The following is a 21,532-nucleotide window of genomic DNA, read 5'->3' as shown; positions in this document are numbered from 1 at the left end:
AGCATTCGGAGTGCCGGCTCAATCCACGGCATGGACGGGTCCGTCGATGCCGCTGCTGCGTCGCGCACAGCAAGTGCTCAGAGGACGGCCCAACTCCGACTGGAAAACTCCGCAGCCTGGACCGGGACACCCGCATCGCGGTCGGAGCCGAGCCGGACGTATCCGGCTAGGCCGCCAGACAATCAGGAGAAGCGAGCCGTGAATGCGAACTCTGGCGAACCAGGTCGCCGGTCATCTATTCCGGCCGAGTGGATCCTGCTTGAAATTCTGGAAGTAGGTGTCGTCGTCTTCGACGGGCTGCGCTGGGGACGCCGGCATGACAGCAGTGGTGCTCTGTACGAACGAGGCGATCGCGTGGGCGTCGGGATCGCTGAGAACATCTCGCATCGCTTTGTCCAATTGCGGTTGCTTGTCGAGTAGCGCTGCCTGATAGGCAGCCATGATGATGTCGGCATCTGGATGATGCAGTGCGACGAGTCGGTTCTCGGCGTCGACCTCGACAACGATGCCGCCGGCCCTGCCGACACCGCGGATCTCGGAGACAACTACATGTGCACGTTGCACTTTGACGCCCAGCTCGTCGAATGCACTGTTGGACATCGCCACCGGGGTCCTTTCGAGGGCGGAGAGGAGGTCGACTGAGCGTCCCGGCGAACGGGTTATCCGCCGGCCATTTTCGCCTGCGGCAGTCTGCATCCCGTACTGCTGGTGATCACTGCGTTTCCCATGCTGGCCACTGTGATGAATGTGGACTCCGGGCTGTAGAACCGAACATCGTGATTGCCCGGACTGTCGTGGAATGTTTCGTACTCGGTTGCGCCCACTGCCGCGGCAAGAGTACGAGCCTGCTCGAAAACGGCCGGCCACACCGCATCCGGAATCGGTCCCTTCGACAGGTAGTTCTTCGAGTAGACGAGTTTCCCGTCCGTGTCCCCGTACCGTCCCAAGCATCCGCCGCCTGATCGGTCTCGTGTCCAGGTCCATTCCCTGCCCGGTACAAGAGTTTCGACGAAAGCTCCGATTTGCTCGACGGCGCTCGTGATCTGCACCTCGGTGTCTTCCAGCGACGGAAGAGTTGCCAGGACCGCTGCTGCGTCCGCCGTGACGGCCGGGCTGGGTTTTTCGTACGGGTTGTCGAGCACGTCTGATCCACATCCTGTCAACGTGAGGACCGCGGCGACGGGCAGTGCCGTCATCCACCGTCGTGATCGGGTATCGGCCGGTTGGCTCTCGCGCATCATCGGGTCAGATCCATCAGTCCGTCGAGAATGTCGATTCCTCCGGTTTGCAGTGCCGAGTCACCGGTGACGAGCAGGCCGGGCACATCGGCCAGACCGGCGATGACAACGGCCGTGTTGTAACCCGACGTACGCAATTCGTTGTTGTCCCCCAACCTCGGGTAGTCGCTGTGTCCGGTCGCGCCTTGGCGCGCCACACCGTCGGCGGTGGTCGTCGCATCGGTGTCGAGGTGGGTGAATTCGGACATGTATCCGGGACTCCAGCCGAAGCGGTTCATGTGCGCGACGGGGTCGTCGTGCGCGGTCATCTCGTACGCGTGCCCTGGTGCGATGTTGAGCGTGTCGAGGCTGCTGTCGACGAGGTCGTGGCCGGTGCCCAAGCCGGGTGACCCGTAGACCATCACATCGTCGACGATTCCGTCGGGAGTCTCTTGCAGCGCAAGCCCGGTGGTGAACGAGCCGTACGAATGCCCGACCGCGGTCAGGTGCGGGTCGCCGTCGTGGTTCGACGCGTCGATACCCTCGTAGAACTGCGACAAGTTGGGCGCAGCGGCCTGCGCATTCCACGGTTGCGCCACCTGAATCGCCCCCGCAATGCTCTCCTCGGAGAAGTAGTCGTCTTTGTCGAGTTGTGGTGCGTCGTAACCGATCCACGCAATGGTCGACACCGTCTCACTCTCGCGCCCGGGAACGAGCTCGAGCAGCCCCTCGGTGGTTTCTTTCATCATCGTGCCCTCCTCGGTCATCGCTCCGATGGCGCCACCGACGGTGGTGTTCAAACCCGGCGTGGTGACGGACACGTGATCTGCGGTGTCCGGGTTGCCGACCGCTACCGCCGCGTGGGTCTGCGCACCCGACTGGGTGTCGAGGAGCATCAGCATCCGGTTGGGATCTTTCTCGATGGTGTCTCGGACGGCCTGTAGGTCGGTGAGCCGATTCGACACGGTCGGGTCGCAGGCCTCGGCTCGGGACAACTCGTCGTCGAGTTTGATGCGGTTGTAGTGATCGCGATCGACGACGGGGAGGCCGTCGCGGTTGCCGATGTAGTTGTCGTGGGCGAACAGTGCGTCCTTGTCGGCCGGGGACAGTGTGGACCACATCTCGTGCAACTGTGCCGGGTCGGCCGGCAGCGAGGTCTTGCCGCTGACGATGTCCGATACGACCGGGCTGATGGCCCCGGCCTGAGGCGAGTTGGAGGCGACGTCGAGTTGTTGCTGCGCGGCTCGAATAGCCTGCGCTGCACGCAGTTCCCCGTCACCGAATTGTGCGAGGAGGGCTTTGATGCGCACCTCGATGTCGTCGGCCTGCCTGTCGAGTCGACTCTGCAGGAGCGCCGCGATGACTACAGCGCCGCCGATCGGAACTGTCGGGGCCGTCACTGCGCCGTCGTCGGACACCGTCATACCGGCGCCGGGCACCTCGAGGTCCACGATGGCCAGCAGCGAGGTACGTATGCCGTCGAGTATTGCCCCGTGGGAGGCGTGCGCTTCGGCGATGGCGATGACGGCCGTGTCGATATGGGAGGCGGCGAGGCTTTCCGACAGACTGCGCGCCGACGCGGCGGCTGCCGCCTCTCCCTGCCACGTGTCCATCGTCGCGTCGACGGCGCGATCCATCCGGTGCATCTGGTCGGTAAAAGTGGTGTTGGACGCCAGTAGGGATGTGGCGTAATCGACCATCGAATTCGGGAGACAACCCCGTGCGTGGGAGATGGTGGTCACTTCGGGACGCCGGCGTCGTAGCGCTGCAGCTGGTTACGCAGCGTCTCGTCGACGTCCTCGTAGCTCGTAGCGTTCCACTCGCACGTTGCCGCCATCTCGTTGATGTTGCTGGCGATGCGGGTGTAGGCGTCGGCCGTGGTTGTGGTGCTCTGCCCCGAGGCCGGGGTGATGGGCGAGCCCGGCATCGTGAGAGTCGCCGTGACGTTGATTGCGTTGATCGTGCTCGCCGTATCGGCGAGTGTCCTACCGAGCGCTCGAAGCCCTTCGAGATCGACTAACAGCAGTTCGCCCACTTCTCGCCCCCCAGCGGATCAATGACGTCGACCTGACCGCAGCGGCGTCAATTCGGCAGAAGGGTAACACGCAGCTTTGAGGCCGCAACCATGATCGCGCAGTCCAGCAGGTCAGCCCAATGGAAAATCGATGTCGGGTCCCGTAAAACTGTCGCACCTAGTTGGTAACTTCGCCGCGCCTGCTTTCGCAGGGCTGAGGACCAGCCTCAGTCGCTAGTCGTAGAGAGGTTCAAGGAGAATTATATGTTGTTCGAGGAATTCTGTGGCACAGCCCAGGTCCGTGGCCTCACGTTCACCGCAGTGAGCGAACTGACCAAGCTTGACTGGTTCCAAGCGGCATCCGTCGACGAGCTGCCGATCGAACGCGGTGTCTACGCCTGGGTGAACCCCGCAACTGACATCGTCCACTATCACGGCAGCGGAAGCGGGGCGAGCGGCCTGCAAGGTCGACTGCGCGGACAATTGCTATGGCGGGTGAACCAGCTCAAGCGCATCAACTTTGCCGAAGCGTCCGGCGACATCGATGACTGGTTCCGCGTGATGAGTGAGTCGCCCGCTATTCGTCTTACAGCGGAATCGAGTATGGAACTGTGGGTTGCCGTTGCCGACGAGCCTAACTGGACTCTCGGGACAGAAGAAGACGCATATCGGCCTTCCACCGCGCTAAGTTGGGAGAGCTTCATTTACGAATGCAGCCATTTGGTCACCGGTCGACGATCGCTTCTCGGGGGCGGGGCCTGGGAGTCCAAACCCGGAACCCTCGGCTTCGTCATGGAAAGAGTCGCATGGAGTCGACTGCGGCAAGTCAGTGGCATGTAGCAGGCTGCTGTGACCCGGCGCGAGAGCTTCGGCGACGCACTCGGTCACGTAGCGCGCCGCGTCGAAGCAAGCACCTGATCTGGAGTGGACTCCGCGTGGCCCTGCTCGCCGACTTCGCGGTCTGAAAGCAGGCCCTCGGGGATGACGTCGCCGTGGTTTCGACGCAGGTAGTCTCTGGCGTCGTCGAGCGACGGGTCATGCTGAAGGCTCTTTTGGAAGTAGTCGAGCCGGTGCCTGGCAGCGTCAATGATCTGTCCCCAGTCCCTAACCCACACTCGAACTTTGGCACCGGGAGCCTCAGGGAGGTCTGGCTCGAACACGAGGCCACGCTCACGGCCTCGTTGAGCTGCTTCTTGCCGAACATCATCGTCGATCTCGCTGGTGACAAGCCAGAAGTCCCACTGCGTCGTACTGCTGGCGAAACGTGGGTCCTTTGCTACGGCCTTGGCGTACGACTTGATCTGGGTCAGCTCTGTCAGTGTCGCAAGAACTCTTGGGGCCTTTAGCTCCACAACGAGGTGACGGTTGCGGTCGTGCTCGGTCGATGCGGCGGACAGGAGTAGGTCAAGGCGTCCGATGGTGTTGTCGAGTCGTTTGACCGGCACTTTGTCCTTGCGGTCCTTCCCGAGAAGTTCGCGGTGGCGATGCAGGGCTGCCGTAAGACCTCGCTCGCTAACCATGAAGTTGTACTGCTCGCCGAAAACCCACAGCTCCCGTTCCAAGATTCGGTGCAGATGCTCGCGCTCGCCCACCATCTTGTTCGCCTCGGGGTCGAAGACCATTAGCTCGAGGGCGCGCAGAAATTCTAGGCGGTTCGTAACGTCGGTTGTGCCCGGATCACCCGCGATAACCCAGTGTTACGAAGGAGTCGGTCGAGCTGCTCACGTTCGTCTTGCGGTAGGCCGACGTATTCGTCGAGCAGCGCCGCTACGTCGCCCGGTCGCTGTTGGATCGAGTCCTTGAGTAGGCCGAGGGTGAGACGTTTCTTGCTCTTGTCCTTAGGGATGTGCCTACGAATCGTCGTCGCGACGACGTCAAACGTGGCGCGTTCGACCTTCTCTTCCTCGGAGGACGGGTCGCCGTCGTACGGATAGACGTGGCCGGATTTCCACTCCTCCACAAGCTCGCGTCGCCGCTCGGCTCGTCGAGTGTCGAGGTAGTCGTCCAGTACTTGGTCGAGTTCTTTGAGCAGGACACCGAGCACAGTCGGTGTCGTCTCCATCCGAGCGAGGGGCCACTGGTCGTGGTGCTGGGGCATGTCGTCCCAAAGCATGTATGCCGAGTATGTGAAGTCCGGACCGGGTGCCGAGTCAAGCGTGTCGACGACGACGGCATCAGCGTCGCAGAGGTGGATTTCGCGTTCCTTGGACTGGGTCCATTCGATGATCCGCAGCTTGCCGTGGCATACGGTGCCGTTGTGCTCCCACTCGACAGGAAGTGTCGTGTCGCGGTGGATGTTGTCGCTTGGCTGAATGCGATTGCCGTCATAGGTAACGGTGATGGTGGGGCGAGCAATGAGGTATGGCGCCAAGGTCCTACCAACCCGCTCGGCGGCGGTGTCGCGAGCGAGCGGGTCGAGCGATTCTTTACCCACGCCGGTGAACTTTGTTCCCTTCGCGTCGCTGGTCTCAAGGGGATCGGAGACCTCGACGTCGTTGCGGCTGGTGGCACGAGCGCGGATGACGGTACGCAGTCGCTTCCCGTCGATGCTGTCGCCCACTGTGTCCCAAGTGACGTGTGTGCCGAGGGCGAAGGCGCGTAACCGCCCCTGCCCGAGGCGTCCGTGCAGCGGGCGCCCCTCTTGCTTGCTGCGCAGGGCAGTTCGCTTCCACGAGTTTCCTACCCACTTGAACTCCGTGGCGATGTCTTCCGGTGCCATCCCGTGACCGTCGTCGGCGACATCGACACCGACCACGACGTCAGTTTCGCTTCGATGGAGTGCTACATCGACGTGGTGGGAATCAGCGTCGAGGCTGTTCCAAACGAGTTCGATCACGGCCCTTACCGGATCGTTCTCGTGCGCGAGCTTCTGGACGTGGTCGTCGCCCGCCTCGAGTCGATACGTCTTCACGCGGTCATCTTGTCAGTTGGCGCGGACACACGAAGCCCGTTGTCACGGATAAGCCATCCCGTCGGAGACGAAGATGGTCTCGATCAAGTTTCTGGTTGGTCGCTTCGGCGATGCGATCGTCGATTCCGGGCGTCGTCAGGTCGAGTGCCCGGAGCGATCGGTCCACATTGAAAACGAGGACATCCTCGCCTATGCAGCTTGCAGTTCGTTGACCGAAAGCAACTTGCTTAGAGCGGTGAAATCGCACGGGTGCAAATTGCGATCGCCGAGTATGCAATCGGCACTATCGCGGCGGCGGCGTTCGGTGCCGTGCTCTACACGGTGGTGACCGGCGACAGCATTCTGTCTGCGTTGACCGGCATCATCGATCGAGCGCTGAACACCGCCGTGTGAGCTTCGGCGATGATGACGGTGCTGTGACGGTGGAAGCGGCGTTCGCGATTGCTTCCATCGTCGCGGTGATCGTGGTGTGCATCGGTGCCATCGTGTCGGTGACGATGCACATCGGCTGCGTCGACGCCGCGCGGGAGGCGGCTCGGCTGGCGGCCAGAGGTGATGGAGCCCGGGCTGTGTCGGTGGGGGAGCGTGTTGCGCCGGAGGGTGCTCGGATCACGGTGACGGAGGATGGCGAGTTCTTCGTCGCGCGGGTGGAGGTGGAGAGTCCGCTACCGGGGTTGACGTTGTCGGCGGAGGCGGTTGCTGCCGCGGAACCGGTTGCTGCGGAATGAGAGTGCGCCTGCGTGATGACGAGGGTGGGGCGACGGTGTTGGCGGCGCTGGCGATGTCGGCGTTGATCGCGGTGGTGGTGATGGTGATTCACGTCGGTGCGGCAGTGGGTGCGCGTCATCAGGCGCAGTCGGCGGCCGATCTAGCGGCGCTCGCCGGTGCCGGGGCCCTTGATCGTGGGGTGGCCGATGCGTGCGAGACGGCTCGGGGGTTGGCGGGTCGAATGGGGACTCAGTTGCAGGAGTGCACGATCGACGACTGGGACGTGATCGTCACCGTGGGCCAACCGGTGTTTCTCGGCCGCTTCGGAATGTCCGACGCGGTCGCCTCGGCGCGGGCGGGTCCGGGATGAGGGTCAGCCCCACCCGCCCAGTTCCTTCTCCCGCCCGCCCGCCCCCATCCGTCCGCGCCGACTCCGCAAACGCGCGCGCGTTCGCCAGGTGCGAGTGGAATGGCCCCGCTCGAGCCGACGATTTCGGGAGCGTTCAGCAAACGCGCGTGCGTTTGCGGAGTACCCGAGCCGCCCCGGGAGCCAGAGCGCCCCGGAACCGCCCCCCTGGCCCGTCTGAGTGCGTGTACGCCAGGCCGCCCGCCCGAGTCCGCGCACGCGCGCGCGTTCGCAAGGTGCGAGCGGAATGGCCCCGCTCGAGCCGACGATTTCGGGAGCGTTCAGCAAACGCGCGTGCGTTTGCGGCGAACCAGTGGGCGGCGAAACCAGTGGGCGGCGAAACCAGTGGGCGGCGAAACCAGTGGGCGGCGAAATCTGTGGGCGGCGAACCCGGGCCGCGTCGTAGCAGACCCGGGGCAAAACCCGGCCAGGCTCAAGCCTCTCGGGTGATGGCTGCCAGCACAGCCGTCAACACGCGAACGGCACCGTCTTTGTCCAGTGGATCGTTGCCGTTTCCGCATTTGGGTGACTGCACACAGGACGGGCAGCCGGTCTGGCATTCGCAGGACACGATGGCGTCCTTCGTGGCGGCGAGCCAATCGGCGATGGCCACGTGACCGCGGTCGGCGAATCCTGCTCCGCCGTCGTATCCGTCGTAGACGAAGACCGTCGGCAGGCCGGTGTCGGGATGCAGAGCCGTCGACACTCCGCCGATGTCCCAGCGATCGCAGGTCGCCACCAGTGGCAGCAATCCGATGGCGGCGTGTTCGGCAGCGTGCAGCGAACCGGGGAATCGTTCGTACGGAACGCCGCTGTGCTCCAACAACTCCGGGGTGATGGTGTACATGACGGCTCGGGTGTCGAGGGTCTGTGCTGGCATGTCGAGTTCGATGGAATCGAGTACCTCGCCCGAGAGGAGGCGTCGAAGATATCCGACGACCTGGTGGGTGACGTTCACCTGTACCAGCGCGACGCGCACCTCGCCGTAGTCGACGGATTCGTGCACCGCCGTGATCGAGATGTCGGTGATCTCGCGGGCCGAGGTGTTCCACTCGGGTTGTTCGGCGTGTACCAGCGCCAGACCGGCGTCGAGGTCGAGTTCGTCGACGACGAACGACTCGCCCTGGTGGATGTGCACGGCACCCGGGTGTGCGGTGGCAGGTGCTCGGCCGCCGTCGACGGTACCGAGCATGCGGCCCGACTCGCCGTCGACGATGGCCACCTGCACCCCGGTGCCGCCGCGAATGTTCACCGCACCGTGCGGCGACAGTTGCTGGCCCTCGGGGGTGATGAACCACCCGTGGGGACGCTTGCGCACATAGCCTTTCAGCTCGAGCTCCTCGAGTACCGCTTCCGCGCTCAACGCTTCGGCCTCGGCCAACGTGATCGGGAGTTCGACAGCAGCACAGAGCAATTGGGGAGCAAGAATGTACGGATTGGTGGGGTCGGTGACGGTGGCCTCGACCGGCTTGTCCAAGAGGGCCGCTGGGTGATGCACAAGGTAGGTGTCGAGGGGATCGTCCCGCGCGACCAGAATCAGAAGCGAGCCCTCCCCGCGTCGTCCGGCTCGTCCGCCCTGTTGCCAGAACGACGCGACGGTGCCGGGAAAGCCTGCGACGACCACCGCGTCCAAACCGGCGATGTCGACGCCGAGTTCCAGTGCATTGGTGGTCGCGACCCCCAACAATGTGCCGTCGGACAGATCGGATTCCAGCTTTCGCCGGTCCTCCGCCAAATACCCTGCGCGATAGGCGGCGACGCGTCGTACCAATTGCGGATCGACGTCGGCCAGAATCCGCTGTGCGCCCAGTGCGGTCACCTCGGCACCGCGCCGCGAGCGTACGAACGCCAGCGTTCGAGCACCCTCGACCAGCAGGTCCGCCATGATGCGCGACGCCTCCGCGCCGGCCGATTTCCTTACCGGAGCGCCGTTCTCGCCGGTGATCTCCTTCAGGAGCGGTGGTTCCCACAGTGCGACGGTGCGCGCTCCGTGCGGGGATCCGTCCTCGGTGACCTCCTCGCACGGCGCTCCGATGAGCCGGCTCGCCGCTCGTCCGGGTTCGGACGTGGTGGCACTGGCGAGAACGAACACCGGGGACGCACCGTAGCGAGCGCAGAGCCGTCGTAATCGTCGCAGCACCAGCGCGACATTGGACCCGAAAACCCCGCGGTAGTAATGACACTCGTCGACCACCACGTAGCGAAGGTTGCGTAGAAATCGCGACCATCGCTCGTGGGCACCCAGAATGCCGAGGTGCAACATGTCGGGGTTGGTGAAGATCCAGCGCGCGTTGGCGCGGGCCCACTGGCGTATCTCGATCGGTGTGTCTCCGTCGTATGCACTGGGAAACACTTCCGCGAGTTCGTCTGACACCGAGCGCAATTCGTCGGTGATCGAAATAGTGGTGCGCAGTTGATCGGCGCCGAGGGCCTTGGTGGGAGCCAGATACAACGCGGTGGCCCGGGCGTCGGCGGACAGGGTCGTCAGAATGGGGAGTTGATAGGCCAGGGACTTACCCGACGCGGTACTCGTCGACAGCACCACGTGATGGCCCTCGGCGGCCAGCGTTGCTGCCCGGCTCTGATGGGTCCACGGCTGCGCAATTCCACGAGAGGTGATCACCTGCACCACTTCCGGGCCTACCCATGACGGCCAGGATGCGAACCGGGATGCGCGTGCCGGCAACTCGGCGACGTGGGTCAACGGGCTCTCGCCCGCAGGTGAACCGGCCATTACGCGATCCAGCAGTCGCTGTCCGTAGCTGACGACATCCGCACCGACGTGCGGATGTATCTCGCTCACTGCCGGTCTCCAAGCATTCGTTCGATCTACTGGCCACCCATTCGACCCGGGCTCTCCATGCTATCCCGAGCCCGAAACGAGCTGCTCGAGCCCTGGTGAGGGCAGCAATTCACCCATCCCGTGTTGTGTCTTCGCACAACACGCGCAAATTGTTCGAAAAGGGTCGGTTTTCGACTGTTGCGAACGCGGAGTTCATGGTTCACTTGACGCGGTCGCAGCTTCTGTGTTCGTTCTACGCTTCGCAGGATCTCATGTTGCGGGCGCGGTACTGGAGGAGCTCGTCCATCAGGGGGAATCCTGAGGGGGATTCAGACAAGTGCAGCGGTCGGAACCGGCCCGGTGGATCGAAAGTGCGCTCCATCGAATCCGGTGTTAGAAAGAGAAGGAAAAGCATGGCACAGGGAACTGTGAAGTGGTTCAACGCCGAAAAGGGCTTTGGATTCATCGCACCAGAAGACGGCTCGGCTGACGTCTTCGTCCACTACTCCGAGATCCAGGGCAGCGGTTTCCGCACCCTCGAGGAGAACCAGCGCGTCGAGTTCGAGGTCGGCCAGGGCACCAAGGGTCCTCAGGCAACGGGCGTTCGCGCAGTCTGATTCTCTTCTTTTCGGAGTCGAGATCCAACATCCCCCTTTTTCGCCGGTCCTATGGGCCGATGGAGAAGGGGGATGTTCCGTTTCCACGAACCACCGGGGAGCGCCGAAAGCCGTGAGCGCGCGCGTCGATGTCCTAATGTCCATGCTGTGAACCAGCTGTCCTTCTTCTCTGCAGAATCGTCGCCTCCCGCGGTGACCGATCTCAGTGGGCTGCTGGCTGCCACCGGCCATGTCGTCACCTCCGCCGGCTCGGCCCGAATTTCTGTCGTCGTCGACGCGCAGTGGCGCGCGGATGCCATCGCCGAACTCATCGAGCAATGTGCTCTGACCGCAGAACTGGGTCGGTCCGAAGAAGACCGTCCCCTCGTCCGCACCGCGTCGGTTCCGGAACTCTCGGCGCTGGCGTCGTTGTGGACCAAGGGCGCGGTGAAGGCCGTGCCTCCCGGGTGGATCCCGGGTTCTCGCGAACTTCGCGCCTGGGTGCTCGCGTCCGGCCGTCCGGAGGCGGAAGGCGAGCGGTACGTGCTCGGGCTCGATCCGCACGCACCGGACACCCATTCCGTCCTCGCTCAGTCGTTGATGCGGGCGGGCATCGCGCCGACTCTGATCGGCACTCGCGGCTCCAATCCGGGACTGAGAATCACCGGCCGACGTCGGCTGTTGCGTTTGACGGAGAACGTCGGTGATGCTCCCCGGAGCGTGGACGCACGTACGATGTGGCCGCACGCGCAGTAGGCCGATAAATGACTGATCTGCGAGTATTTGGTCGACGTATGTCAGTCTGTTAGTAGTGGGACAGGCAAATCTGCCTGTGAAAACGCACTAGGGAAGGTTCGGCAGCAAGGTGGCAGCACGTAAGAACGGCACGGGGGACAGCTCCGCCGAGCCGCGTCGTCTGGTCATCGTCGAGTCCCCGACCAAGGCAAAGAAGATCGCCCCGTACCTCGGGAGCAACTACGTCGTCGAGGCCTCCGTCGGCCATATCCGTGACCTTCCTCGTGGTGCAGCCGACGTTCCCGCCAAGTACAAGGGTGAGCCGTGGGCGCGGCTCGGCGTGGACGTCGACCACGATTTCGAGGCCCTCTACGTCGTCTCGCCCGAGAAGAAGGGCAAGGTCGCAGAGCTCAAGAGCCTGCTCAAAGACGCCGACGAGCTCTATCTCGCCACTGACCCCGACCGCGAGGGTGAGGCCATCGCCTGGCATCTCCTCGAAACCCTGAACCCCAAGATCCCCGTTCGACGCATGGTGTTCCACGAGATCACCAAGCCGGCCATCCTCGCTGCAGCGGCCGATACCCGCGACCTGGATCAAGACCTCGTCGACGCCCAGGAGACCCGTCGTATCCTCGACCGTCTCTACGGCTACGAGGTCAGCCCGGTGCTGTGGAAGAAGGTCATGCCGAAGCTCTCGGCCGGCCGAGTGCAGTCCGTGGCCACCCGCATCATCGTCCAGCGTGAGCGCGAGCGGATGGCGTTCCGCAGCGCCGAGTACTGGGACATCTCCGCCACTCTCGACGCCGGTGCGGAAGCAAGCCCCCGTAGTTTCGGAGCTCGTCTGGTCAATGTCGACGGCAATCGCGTCGCGGCGGGCCGCGACTTCGGGGCCGACGGCAAGCTCAAGACCGAGTCGGTCACCGTTCTCGACGAACCGCGTGCTCGACGCCTCGCCGACGCGCTGGAAGGCGTCGATCTCACCGTCGCGTCCGCCGAGGACAAGCCGTACACACGTAAGCCGTACCCGCCGTTCATGACGTCGACGCTGCAGCAGGAAGCCGGCCGCAAGCTGCGCTTCAGTTCCGAGCGGACCATGCGCGTGGCGCAGCGTCTGTACGAGAACGGCTACATCACCTACATGCGTACCGACTCGACGTCACTGTCCGCGTCGGCAGTCTCCGCGGCACGCGCACAGGCGACCGAGCTCTACGGTCCCGAGTACGTGCACCCGACTCCGCGGCAGTACACCCGCAAGGTCAAGAACGCGCAGGAGGCGCACGAGGCCATCCGCCCCGCGGGTGACGTGTTCCAGACGCCCGGTCAGTTGCACTCTGCGCTGCAGACCGACGAATTCCGGCTCTACGAGCTGATCTGGCAGCGCACGGTGGCGTCACAGATGGCAGATCTGCGCGGCACCACGTTGACGCTGCGTATCACCGGGACCGCAGGCACCGGCGAGGAGTGCACGTTCTCCGCGTCGGGTCGCACCATCACGTTCGCGGGCTTCCTCAAGGCGTACGTCGAGAGTGTCGACGACGAGGCGGGCGGTCAGACCGACGACGCCGAGTCGCGTCTGCCCGCGCTGAAGGCCGGCCAGGCGGTGACGGCCACCAAGCTCGATCCCGACGGTCACACCACCAACCCGCCCGCTCGGTTCACCGAGGCGTCGCTGATCAAGACGCTCGAAGAGCTGGGAATCGGTCGGCCGTCGACGTATTCGTCGATCATCAAGACCATCCTCGACCGCGGTTACGTCTACAAACGCGGTAGTGCGCTGGTGCCGTCGTGGGTGGCGTTCTCGGTGGTTGCGTTGCTGGAGGCGCACTTCGGGCGTCTGGTGGACTTCGACTTCACTGCGGGTATGGAGGACGACCTCGACGCGATCGCGGGAGGCCGTGAGCGACGGGGCAATTGGCTGCAGAACTTCTACTTCGGCGGCGAGACCGGTGCCGAGGGTTCGGTGGCACGCTCCGGCGGACTGAAGAAGATGGTCGGCCAGAATCTCGAAGAGATCGACGCGCGCACCATCAACTCCATTCGTCTGTTCGACGACTCCGAGGGCCGCGAAATCCATGTGCGCGTAGGTCGTTACGGCCCGTACCTCGAGCGCATGGTCAAGAACGACGATGATCCGGACGGCGATCCGATCAGCCAGCGGGCGAACTTGCCCGACGACCTTCCGCCGGACGAGTTGACCCTGGACTTCGCCGAAAAGCTCTTCGCCACACCGCAAGAGGGACGCAAGCTCGGTGTCGATCCGCTGACCGGTCACGACATCGTCGCCAAGGAAGGCCGTTTCGGGCCGTACGTCACCGAGATTCTGCCCGAGCCGGAACCCGAGCCGACGCCGCCTCAACCCGACATCGTGCCGATCTCGACCGGCAGCGACGGCGATGGTGGCGGTGGCGTCAAGACTGCGGTGAAGAAGGCACCGGCCAAGAAGGCACCGGCCAAGAAGGCGGCGGCGAAGAAGGCCACCGGCCCCAAGCCGCGCACCGGTTCTCTGCTCAAGTCCATGGACCTGGCGACCATCACGCTCGACGATGCGCTCAAGCTGCTGTCGCTGCCCCGCGTCGTCGGAGTGGATCCGGAGTCCAAGGAAGAGATCCTTGCGCAAAACGGTCGCTATGGCCCATACCTGAAGAAGGGCACCGACTCTCGCTCGCTCGCGGACGAGGATCAGATGTTCACCGTCACGCTCGAAGAGGCTCTGAAGATCTACGCCGAGCCCAAGCGTCGCGGCCGTCAGGGTGAGGCCAAGCCGCCGCTGCGGGAATTGGGCGTCGACCCGATCAGTGAGAAGCCGATGGTGATCAAGGACGGCCGCTTCGGGCCGTACGTCACCGATGGCGAGACCAATGCGAGCCTGCGTAAGGACGACGAGGTCGAGTCGATCACCGACGACCGCGCGTCGGAGTTGTTGGCGGACAGACGTGCTCGCGGACCGGTGAAGAAGAAGGCACCGGCGAAGAAGGCTGCGGCGAAAAAGGCTCCGGCCAAGAAGGCCGCAGCCAAGAAAGCTCCGGCGAAGAAAGCCGCAGCCAAGAAGACCGCCGTGAAGAAGACGACCGCGACCAAGACCGCTGCTGCGAAGAAGGCCCCGGCCAAGAAGACCGACAGCGAATAGCCCGTCGAGCTCGAAGCTATGGACGCATTTCAGGCCGAATGCGTCCATAGCTTCGAGTTCGCGGGTTCGGGTTGTCGGCGCAAACCACTATGGTTGCCAGCATGGCGGGTGTGTTCGATCGTTTGGTCGGTCAGGAAGATGTCGAGGCGGACCTGACGGCCGCCGCGGTGGCTGCTCGCAGCGGCGTCGACTCGTCGGCGATGACGCATTCGTGGCTATTCACCGGCCCTCCCGGATCAGGTCGCTCCATCGCTGCTCTCTGCTTCGCTGCGGCACTGCAGTGCACCACCGAGGGTGTTCCCGGGTGCGGTCATTGCCAAGCGTGTTCGACGACGATGGCCGGAACTCACGGCGATGTGCGACGCGTCGTGCCCGAGGGATTGAGCATCAGTACCAAAGAGATGCGAGACATCGTCTCCATCGCCTCGCGCCGGCCGAGCACCGGTCTGTGGCAGGTGGTCGTGGTCGAGGACGCCGATCGGCTCACCGAAGGTGCCGGAAACGTGCTGCTGAAGGTCGTCGAGGAGCCACCGGCCAAGACGGTGTTCCTGTTGTGCGCCCCGTCGGTCGATCCCCAAGACATCTCGGTGACCTTGCGCTCACGCTGTCGTCACGTCTCGTTGGTTACGCCGACGGTGCCGGCGATCGCGCAGGTGCTGCAGACCCGCGACAATCTCGACGCCGAAACGGCGGAGTGGGCCGCCTCGATCAGCGGCGGTCACGTGGGTAGAGCCCGGCGTCTCGCCACGGACGAGGACGCGCGAGCACGGCGTAAACGGGCGCTGGCCCTGGCGTCGGCTGCGGCCCGGCCCAATCAGGCCTATCTCGCGGCCGAGGAACTGGTCAAGGCCGCCGAGGACGAGGCCAAGGAGATGAGTGCGTCCCGCGATGAGGCCGAGACCGAAGAGTTGCGCACAGCCCTCGGCGCAGGCGGTACCGGCAAGGGCGCGGCGGGGGCATTGCGCGGGTCTGCCGGGGTACTCAAAGACCTCGAGAAGCGGCAGAAGTCTCGGGCCACCAGAACTGGTCGTGATTCGCTGGACCGGGCGCTGATGGACTTGGTCGGCCTGTATCGGGATGCCCTCGCGCGCTCGTATGGATCGACGGCGACGGCCACCCACCCCGATATGGCCGAGCAGGTCGAGCGGATGGCGAAGGCCGTCTCGCCCGAGGCGTTACTGAAGAGCATCGAGGCGATCCTCGAATGCCGAGAGTCGTTGGCTGTCAACGCAAAACCGAAGTTCGCGATCTACGCGATGGTGGCGACCCTGGGCGACGTACTGCGCTAGGAGCGGGCCCGCATCGAGCTTCGGAGGAGGGCGATTTTAGTTTCGACGGGCTCCTCCGTTAGACTCACCAACGCCGAAAGGCACGCCGCCTTAGCTCAGTCGGTAGAGCATTTCACTCGTAATGAAAAGGTCAAGAGTTCGATTCTCTTAGGCGGCTCAGAGAACGAAAGCCCCTCACCAGCAGGAACCGGTGAGGGGCTTTTCGGTGTCCAGTGCCGGTGGTTGCCGCCCACCAGAAGGTACCACTTGTGGTACCTGTACCGAAAGTGGTACCTTTTCCGCGCTGAAGGCGACTTCCCGCACACCGCGGGGCCGATCAGAAAAAATTTGCCCGCGCAATGCGGGTTGCACACGTCCGACGGCGACCGCCAGCGCCACGGACCGGAGGAGCCGAAATCGACATGTCAGCCATCACTCGCACCGAAGCCCGCAAGAGTCTGTTCCCGCTCGTCGAACAGGTCGTAGAGGATCACACCGCCGTGGAGATCGTCTCCAAGGGAGGCAATGCAATTCTCATGTCGAAGGCCGACTACGACGCGATGGTCGAGACCGCGTATCTCTTGCGTAGTCCCGCCAACGCAACCCACCTACTGAAGAGCATGGAGCAGGCCCGCCGCGGGGAGGTGAAACCCAGAAAGCTGGTCGAATGACCGAAGTCCGATTCACCGAAGAGGGATGGGACAGCTACACGTCCTGGACCGTCGTCGACAAGAAGATGCTTGCCCGCATCAACAAATTGATCGACGCGGCTGTGCGCGACCCATACTCCGGGATCGGCAAGCCCGAGCCCTTGAAATATGCTCTGGCCGGGGCATGGTCACGACGAATCGACGCCGAACACCGACTCGTCTATGTGCCTCCCAGCGACGACAATCCAGACCTCGTCATCGTGTCGGCGCGATACCACTACTGACGGATCCGAGCACCCGGGCCTCGATCGTCGATCAGAGCGACAGCGCTGGGTCGACCTCATCGCCCTGCTCCTGCAAGATCGGTCCATGACAACCGACAGCGCCCATGGTGCATCGATGACGGCCATCGTCACCATCGGCAACGGTGGCTACGACAAGCTCGTCGTATCCGAGGTGCCCAAACCCGTCCCGGGGCCGGGCGAGGTGCTTGTTCAGGTCTTGGCGGCCGGGATGAACAACACCGAGATCAACACACGCGTGGGTTGGTACGCCGACGGCGGGTGGAACGACGCGACGCCGTTTCCGCTGATTCAGGGCACGGACTGCTGCGGGGTCGTGTGTGCCAGTCCCGGTATCGATGATTCCATCATCGGCCGCCGTGTCCTGGTTCGATCGTGCATGCGCGTCGACGGATTCTCGTCGGGCGAGACGCGCTGGTTGGGTTCGGACATGGCCGGCGCGTTCGCCCAGTTCGTCGTCGTCCCGGCGAGCGACGTCTTCGTGGTCGAGTGCGACTGGACCGACGCCGAGCTGGCGACGATTCCGTGTGCTTACGGCACGGCAGAGAACATGATCGAGCGCGCCGAAGTACGTTCCGGCTCGACGGTGCTGATCACCGGCGCATCGGGTGGAGTCGGTTCTGCCGCAATCCAACTCGCCGTCCGACGTGGCGCGCGGGTGATCGGCGTCGCGAGCCGCGCCAAGCACGACCAGCTCCGTGAACTCGGCGTCGACGAGATCTACGGTCGCGACGCAGATCTGGTGAGCACCCTGGGCAAGCGCTGCGTCGATGTGGTGATCGACAACGTTGCCGGCGACGGTTTCGGTCCACTGCTCGACCTTCTCGTTCGCGGGGGAACCTACGTGTCCTCGGGTGCAATCGCGGGACCCGTCGTCGAGCTGGATCTTCGGACGATGTACCTCAACGATCTGACGCTCCTCGGGTGCACGGCATGGAGCGAGGACGTGTTCCCGAACCTCGTGTCGTACATCGAAGCCGGCGAGATTCGTCCTCTGCTGGCCGAATCGTTTCCGCTCGAGCAGATCGCGGCGGCGCAGCAGCGCTTTCTGGAGAAGGGGCACGTCGGCAAGTTCGTGCTCGTTCCGCCGGTAATCCGCGATCAGGCCTGACGCGCAGGCACACTGGATGGAGTGTTCGCATCCCTCGCCCCGGCTCGCCGTCGACTCGTGTTCGTCCAGCTCGCTCTCGTCCTGGTCGGAGTTCTCGCGGCGGTGGCCGCGTTCGTCGCATCGCGCCTCACCGATGACCCCGTCGCGAGCGTCGACCAATCGGTGCCCGGCCCGGTTCTGCTGGTGCCCGGGTTCGGCGGATCCACCGAGTCGCTGGACGTGCTCGCAGCCGAACTACGGGAGAACGGCCGAGACGCCACCGTGGTGGCTCTGCCCGACGGTGGCGTCGGTGATCTCGCCGCCCAGGCCGGCACCTTGCAAGACGCCGTCGACGAGGCTCTGACTCGGACCGCAGCAACCTCGGTCGACGTCGTCGGCTATTCCGCCGGCGGAGTGGTGGCCCGGATCTGGGCGGCCGATCTGGGCGGCGACTCGCAGGCTCGACGCATCGTGACCCTCGGCTCCCCGCATCACGGCACCCAGGTCGCGGGTTTGGCGGCGCAGGTCCTACCCGACCGGTGCCCGACGGCCTGCCAGCAGCTCGCCCCGGACAGCTCCGTTCTCGCCGCCCTGAACTCCGGCGACGAGACGCCGGACGGGCCGCAGTGGGTGTCGATCTGGACCGAACTGGATCAAGTGGTGACCCCGCCGAACTCCGCCGAACTCGACGGGGCAATCAACATTCCGGTGCAGAGTGTGTGTGCGGACTCCACCGTCGATCACGGGAGCCTGCCCCGCGATCCACTCGTCGGCGCGATGGTCTCCGCTCAGTTGGGCGCCGATTCCACTGTGGAGCTCGGCACCGCCGACTGCAGCCGTCTCAGCTCGTGATGTCCTTGGTCGTGAAGTTCGCCCACGCGGCCCCGAGGAGTACGACGACGTAGACGCCCTGTAGACCGACGCCGCGCACCAGGTCTCGCGTCGGCACCGGGTCGCGGAACAGGTCGACGAAGGCCAACCAGTACCGCGTCGGCAGGTACGGCGCGATGGCGTCGGCGGCGTCCAGCGTCAGCAGCAGGGAGCTGGCGATGAGAAACGCCAACGCGCCCAGCGTTGCTGCGAGCGGGGAGTCGGTCAGGGTCGAGAGGAACAGCCCCATGGCGGCGACTCCGAGCATGGACAGCGTCACGTAGAGGACAGCGATGACGGTGCGCACGGCGACCTGCTCGTCGGTCAGCACCGTTCCGGACACGCTGGAGACCCCGGCCAACGACGTCGTGTCGAACAGCGTCGTGCCGACGAAGTACGCGACGGCGGCCACGATGACGACGGCCAGCAGCACGAAGGCGGCCACCGAGATCAGCTTGGCCACCAGGAGTTTGGTGCGTCCCACCGGGCGAGCCAGCAAGTAGCGCAGGGTGCCGGCCTGGGCCTCCCCGGCGATGGAGTCGCCGGCGATGACCGAGACGGCGACTGGCAGGAACAACGGAAGCACGATGGCGAGCGCGGCGAGCGGGAACAGCTGCCCGTTGGTGGTCACCGCGGACAGGAAGGCAGGGCCTTCGCCGGGGCGCGGACCGACGTCGGTGAGGGCCAGCAGGCCCGCGACGATGGTGGGCAGCAGATTGAGCAGGAGGATCACGACCCACGTGCGGGGTCGGCGCAGCATCGCGCGCAGCTCGACGCCGATCACGCGGCCACCTCGGCCTTGTCGGAGCGAACGGGACCGTCGACGCGATCTGCACTCGAGCCGGTCACGGCCAGCACGGATTGCTCCAAACTCATCTGTTGCGTTGTCAGCTCGCTCACCCGCACCCCGCCTTCCACGAGCAGCCGGTTGAGCAGGGCCGAGTCCGGGTGTTCGATCACGAGCTGCTGCCCGTCACGCTCGAGCACGGTGGCGTTCTCCACGCTGGACAGCACCGTCACCGCGTCGGCCGGGTCGGGGGTGCGCACGAGCACCCGGCCGGTGGGCTGTCGAAACGCGGAAAGTTGATCCTGCAGGAGAAGTCGACCCCGATCGAGCACACCGACTCGGTCGCACAGTTGCTCCACCTCCGCGAGCAGGTGGCTGGACAGAAAGATGGTCGTGCCCTGGGCATGCAGGCCCAGCAACAACTCTCGAATTTCGAGGATTCCCTGCGGATCGAGTCCGTTGGTCGGCTCGTCGAGGATCAGCAGCTCGGGGGTGCGCATCAGCGCCGCGGCCAAGCCGAGACGTTGCCGCATGCCGAGCGAGTACTGCTTCACCGGTCTGCGTCCGACTCCGCCGAGGCCCACCTGCTCGAGGGCCTCGCCGACACGGGCGGTCCGGGTGCGCCGGGACCCGCCCGGGCCGGCCGCGTCGAGCAGCGTGAGGTTCCGGCGTCCGGAGAGATTGGGATACGCGGCCGGGTTCTCGATCAGCGCGCCCACCCGCGGCAGCACGCTCCTGCGCCGGCGCGGCATCTCCTCGCCGAGTACCTGCATCTGCCCGGAGGTCGACAGAACCAGCCCCAGCAGCATCCGCACGGTCGTCGTCTTGCCGGAGCCGTTGGCACCGACGAAGCCGTAGATGTCGCCGGCACGCACGTCGAGGTCGACGCCGTCGACGGCCCGCACCGCTCCGTAGCGCTTGGTGAGGCCGGTCGTGCGAATCATGTGGCTGCTCCTTCGAGCTGCTGGGCGGCGGTGGCCAGGGTCTCCGCGGTGACGGTGCCGGAGAGCAGGTATCGGCGGCGATCCCCGGTGGGTTCGGTGATCAGAACGTTGAGCGGTCCGATAGTCAGCGCGACGCTGCTGCCGGTCACCCGGGCTCCGGGGGCCTCCCGCAATTGTTCGAGGAGCCCGCGCGCGGCGCGGCGCGGTAGGGGAGCGGCAATCAACTCCGTCACTCCACGGCCGTAGATTCCGACGGCACCGGGTCCGTCGCGGTCTCTCAGTGCGAGTCCGGACAGCGTCGACGGAAGTGGGGCTGAGTCGATCCCGTCGGCGAACGAGGCGATGTCGAGACCGTCCTGCTGCTGCACATCGGTACCGGGCGGTGGGACGAAACGGACGGTGTCGGCATCGGGTGCCGCGGAGGAGAAGTCGAGGAAAGCGGTGCTGACGATGGGGCGCGTGGCCCCGTCGCCGAATACGTCGACCTGCAGCGGGAGGCCGCTGTCGGGGTCGGACCACACGTCGACCTCGGTGATGGTGCTCTGCGGCTCGGCGGGAATCAGCCGCAGGCCGGGGGCATCTCGGCCGGCGATTCGACGGGCCGGCAGCCGGGTGACCTCGTCGGCGCTCGCCTCACTGAGCAACCGCTGCCCCAGCTCCGGGGGCAGCAGGTCGGCTTGGCGCGGCAGGCGCAGGCTCGGCTCGGGCACCGGGGTCACGACGGCCGTGTTCTGCTCGTAGTCCCAGCTCCACAGTCGCGACGGGCTCCGATAGAGACCGCGCTCACCGGCGAGGCGCACGGTGTCGACGCGCCAGCTGTCCGGGCTTCGATACCAGGCGCGCAGGGTCGTGGTGTCGCCCAATAGATCCGGCAGGCCGCCGAGTCCGTCGGTGACCGGCAGGATGACGCCGCCGACAGCCTGGGCATAGCCCGAGTACGGCGTCGCGGTGGAGGACTGGACCCGAGAGAGCAGTTCGGCCGCACCGATGTCCGACGCGTCGACGGGCAGCCGGTCGATCACCGACGGGGTGGCCACGAGCACGGCGATGCCGAGCACCACCGCCAGCCACCGCCACTTCTTGCGCACCTCATCGACCGTACGGACGTACCCGATGTGCTGCATG

At 65.0% G+C, this 21,532-nt stretch carries 22 protein-coding genes and 1 tRNA gene; 13 read left to right on the top strand and 10 right to left on the bottom strand.

Going from position 1 to position 21,532, the window contains the following annotated elements; genetic code table 11:
- Positions 1-231 precede the first annotated feature (231 nt).
- The 4 genes from ACIGGF_RS15765 to ACIGGF_RS15750 are packed head-to-tail and all read right to left on the bottom strand — an operon-like array spanning position 232 to position 3,252.
- Positions 232-600 (bottom strand): hypothetical protein, encoded by a 369-nt coding sequence (locus tag ACIGGF_RS15765; RefSeq protein WP_283347904.1) that lies wholly within the window; start codon positions 598-600, stop codon positions 232-234.
- Between the two features lie 59 nt (positions 601-659).
- On the bottom strand, positions 660-1,241 hold the full coding sequence (locus ACIGGF_RS15760) for an LppA family lipoprotein (RefSeq protein ID WP_283347903.1): 582 nt from the start codon (positions 1,239-1,241) through the stop codon (positions 660-662).
- Positions 1,238-2,959, bottom strand: a complete 1,722-nt coding sequence (locus ACIGGF_RS15755; protein ID WP_397522191.1) for an alpha/beta hydrolase — start codon at positions 2,957-2,959, stop codon at positions 1,238-1,240. Before ACIGGF_RS15755 ends, ACIGGF_RS15760 begins: the two co-directional genes overlap by 4 nt.
- The gene (locus ACIGGF_RS15750) at positions 2,956-3,252 is read right to left on the bottom strand and encodes a hypothetical protein (RefSeq protein WP_283347901.1); all 297 of its coding nucleotides are present in this window, start codon (positions 3,250-3,252) and stop codon (positions 2,956-2,958) included. The genes ACIGGF_RS15755 and ACIGGF_RS15750 overlap by 4 nt, the downstream gene beginning before the upstream one ends.
- Positions 3,253-3,552: 300 nt before the next feature.
- Between ACIGGF_RS15750 and ACIGGF_RS15745 the strand changes: the two genes are divergently transcribed.
- Complete coding sequence (locus ACIGGF_RS15745; protein ID WP_397522190.1) at positions 3,553-4,071, top strand: hypothetical protein; 519 nt, start codon at positions 3,553-3,555, stop codon at positions 4,069-4,071.
- Between the two features lie 44 nt (positions 4,072-4,115).
- Here the strand turns inward: ACIGGF_RS15745 and ACIGGF_RS15740 are convergent, their stop codons facing one another.
- Both ACIGGF_RS15740 and ACIGGF_RS15735 read right to left on the bottom strand, forming a co-directional pair.
- Complete coding sequence (locus ACIGGF_RS15740) at positions 4,116-4,853, bottom strand: hypothetical protein (RefSeq protein ID WP_283347899.1); 738 nt, start codon at positions 4,851-4,853, stop codon at positions 4,116-4,118.
- Between the two features lie 23 nt (positions 4,854-4,876).
- Positions 4,877-6,142, bottom strand: a complete 1,266-nt coding sequence (locus ACIGGF_RS15735) for an ATP-binding protein (protein ID WP_397522189.1) — start codon at positions 6,140-6,142, stop codon at positions 4,877-4,879.
- 240 nt (positions 6,143-6,382) lie between these two features.
- Between ACIGGF_RS15735 and ACIGGF_RS15730 the strand changes: the two genes are divergently transcribed.
- The 3 genes from ACIGGF_RS15730 to ACIGGF_RS15720 are packed head-to-tail and all read left to right on the top strand — an operon-like array spanning position 6,383 to position 7,220.
- Positions 6,383-6,535, top strand: a complete 153-nt coding sequence (locus ACIGGF_RS15730) for a DUF4244 domain-containing protein (RefSeq protein ID WP_397522201.1) — start codon at positions 6,383-6,385, stop codon at positions 6,533-6,535.
- Positions 6,532-6,870 (top strand): TadE family type IV pilus minor pilin, encoded by a 339-nt coding sequence (locus ACIGGF_RS15725; protein ID WP_397522188.1) that lies wholly within the window; start codon positions 6,532-6,534, stop codon positions 6,868-6,870. Before ACIGGF_RS15730 ends, ACIGGF_RS15725 begins: the two co-directional genes overlap by 4 nt.
- A 2-nt stretch (positions 6,871-6,872) precedes the next feature.
- Complete coding sequence (locus tag ACIGGF_RS15720; protein ID WP_397522187.1) at positions 6,873-7,220, top strand: Rv3654c family TadE-like protein; 348 nt, start codon at positions 6,873-6,875, stop codon at positions 7,218-7,220.
- 469 nt (positions 7,221-7,689) lie between these two features.
- Here the strand turns inward: ACIGGF_RS15720 and ACIGGF_RS15715 are convergent, their stop codons facing one another.
- Positions 7,690-9,990, bottom strand: coding sequence for a DEAD/DEAH box helicase (locus ACIGGF_RS15715; protein WP_397522200.1), 2,301 nt, complete (start codon positions 9,988-9,990; stop codon positions 7,690-7,692).
- A gap of 461 nt (positions 9,991-10,451) precedes the next feature.
- Here ACIGGF_RS15715 and ACIGGF_RS15710 point away from each other — a divergent pair, with 461 nt between their 5' ends.
- The 9 genes from ACIGGF_RS15710 to ACIGGF_RS15670 all read left to right on the top strand — a co-directional run bounded on the left by ACIGGF_RS15710 (position 10,452) and on the right by ACIGGF_RS15670 (position 18,658).
- Positions 10,452-10,655: a cold-shock protein gene (locus ACIGGF_RS15710; RefSeq protein ID WP_005248460.1), complete on the top strand. Its 204-nt coding sequence runs from the start codon at positions 10,452-10,454 to the stop codon at positions 10,653-10,655.
- Between the two features lie 147 nt (positions 10,656-10,802).
- Complete coding sequence (locus tag ACIGGF_RS15705; RefSeq protein ID WP_397522186.1) at positions 10,803-11,390, top strand: hypothetical protein; 588 nt, start codon at positions 10,803-10,805, stop codon at positions 11,388-11,390.
- 109 nt (positions 11,391-11,499) lie between these two features.
- Positions 11,500-14,496, top strand: coding sequence for a type I DNA topoisomerase (topA, locus tag ACIGGF_RS15700; protein WP_397522185.1), 2,997 nt, complete (start codon positions 11,500-11,502; stop codon positions 14,494-14,496).
- A gap of 101 nt (positions 14,497-14,597) precedes the next feature.
- On the top strand, positions 14,598-15,785 hold the full coding sequence (locus ACIGGF_RS15695; RefSeq protein ID WP_397522184.1) for a DNA polymerase III subunit delta': 1,188 nt from the start codon (positions 14,598-14,600) through the stop codon (positions 15,783-15,785).
- An 84-nt stretch (positions 15,786-15,869) separates the two neighbouring features.
- Positions 15,870-15,942 (top strand) — tRNA-Thr (locus ACIGGF_RS15690).
- 244 nt (positions 15,943-16,186) lie between these two features.
- Entirely contained in the window at positions 16,187-16,435 is a 249-nt protein-coding gene (locus ACIGGF_RS15685) for a type II toxin-antitoxin system Phd/YefM family antitoxin (RefSeq protein ID WP_397522183.1), read from the top strand.
- A complete protein-coding gene (locus tag ACIGGF_RS15680) occupies positions 16,432-16,698 on the top strand; it encodes a Txe/YoeB family addiction module toxin (protein ID WP_397522182.1) in 267 nt (88 codons plus the stop codon). The genes ACIGGF_RS15685 and ACIGGF_RS15680 overlap by 4 nt, the downstream gene beginning before the upstream one ends.
- An 85-nt stretch (positions 16,699-16,783) precedes the next feature.
- Positions 16,784-17,827 carry a zinc-binding dehydrogenase gene (locus ACIGGF_RS15675; RefSeq protein WP_397522181.1) on the top strand — a complete coding sequence of 348 codons (1,044 nt, stop codon included), beginning with the start codon at positions 16,784-16,786 and terminating at the stop codon, positions 17,825-17,827.
- A 21-nt stretch (positions 17,828-17,848) separates the two neighbouring features.
- Positions 17,849-18,658 carry a lipase family alpha/beta hydrolase gene (locus ACIGGF_RS15670; protein ID WP_397522180.1) on the top strand — a complete coding sequence of 270 codons (810 nt, stop codon included), beginning with the start codon at positions 17,849-17,851 and terminating at the stop codon, positions 18,656-18,658.
- Here ACIGGF_RS15670 and ACIGGF_RS15665 read toward each other — a convergent pair.
- Genes ACIGGF_RS15665 through ACIGGF_RS15655 form a run of 3 tightly spaced genes read right to left on the bottom strand, consistent with a single transcriptional unit; the run spans position 18,648 to position 21,495 of the window.
- A complete protein-coding gene (locus ACIGGF_RS15665; RefSeq protein WP_397522179.1) occupies positions 18,648-19,460 on the bottom strand; it encodes an ABC transporter permease in 813 nt (270 codons plus the stop codon). The genes ACIGGF_RS15670 and ACIGGF_RS15665 overlap by 11 nt on opposite strands.
- Complete coding sequence (locus ACIGGF_RS15660; RefSeq protein ID WP_397522178.1) at positions 19,457-20,407, bottom strand: ABC transporter ATP-binding protein; 951 nt, start codon at positions 20,405-20,407, stop codon at positions 19,457-19,459. The genes ACIGGF_RS15665 and ACIGGF_RS15660 overlap by 4 nt, the downstream gene beginning before the upstream one ends.
- Positions 20,404-21,495, bottom strand: a complete 1,092-nt coding sequence (locus ACIGGF_RS15655; RefSeq protein ID WP_397522177.1) for an outer membrane lipoprotein carrier protein LolA — start codon at positions 21,493-21,495, stop codon at positions 20,404-20,406. The genes ACIGGF_RS15660 and ACIGGF_RS15655 overlap by 4 nt, the downstream gene beginning before the upstream one ends.
- Positions 21,496-21,532: the final 37 nt, after the last annotated feature.

The organism is Rhodococcus sp. NPDC078407 (assembly GCF_044542515.1).
GTDB lineage: Bacteria > Actinomycetota > Actinomycetes > Mycobacteriales > Mycobacteriaceae > Rhodococcoides.
This window is presented reverse-complemented; position numbering and strand designations above follow the sequence as displayed.

Bases quoted from the DNA above. Each gene is read 5' to 3' on its own strand.
- ACIGGF_RS15675 (WP_397522181.1), top strand. From the start codon at position 16,784: ATGACAACCGACAGCGCCCATGGTGCATCGATGACGGCCATCGTCACC.
- ACIGGF_RS15710 (WP_005248460.1), top strand. From the start codon at position 10,452: ATGGCACAGGGAACTGTGAAGTGGTTCAACGCCGAAAAGGGCTTTGGA.
- ACIGGF_RS15715 (WP_397522200.1), bottom strand. From the start codon at position 9,990: ATGGCCGGTTCACCTGCGGGCGAGAGCCCGTTGACCCACGTCGCCGAG.
- ACIGGF_RS15695 (WP_397522184.1), top strand. From the start codon at position 14,598: ATGGCGGGTGTGTTCGATCGTTTGGTCGGTCAGGAAGATGTCGAGGCG.
- ACIGGF_RS15680 (WP_397522182.1), top strand. From the start codon at position 16,432: ATGACCGAAGTCCGATTCACCGAAGAGGGATGGGACAGCTACACGTCC.
- ACIGGF_RS15660 (WP_397522178.1), bottom strand. From the start codon at position 20,407: ATGATTCGCACGACCGGCCTCACCAAGCGCTACGGAGCGGTGCGGGCC.
- ACIGGF_RS15740 (WP_283347899.1), bottom strand. From the start codon at position 4,853: ATGGTCTTCGACCCCGAGGCGAACAAGATGGTGGGCGAGCGCGAGCAT.
- ACIGGF_RS15760 (WP_283347903.1), bottom strand. From the start codon at position 1,241: ATGATGCGCGAGAGCCAACCGGCCGATACCCGATCACGACGGTGGATG.
- ACIGGF_RS15685 (WP_397522183.1), top strand. From the start codon at position 16,187: ATGTCAGCCATCACTCGCACCGAAGCCCGCAAGAGTCTGTTCCCGCTC.
- ACIGGF_RS15765 (WP_283347904.1), bottom strand. From the start codon at position 600: ATGTCCAACAGTGCATTCGACGAGCTGGGCGTCAAAGTGCAACGTGCA.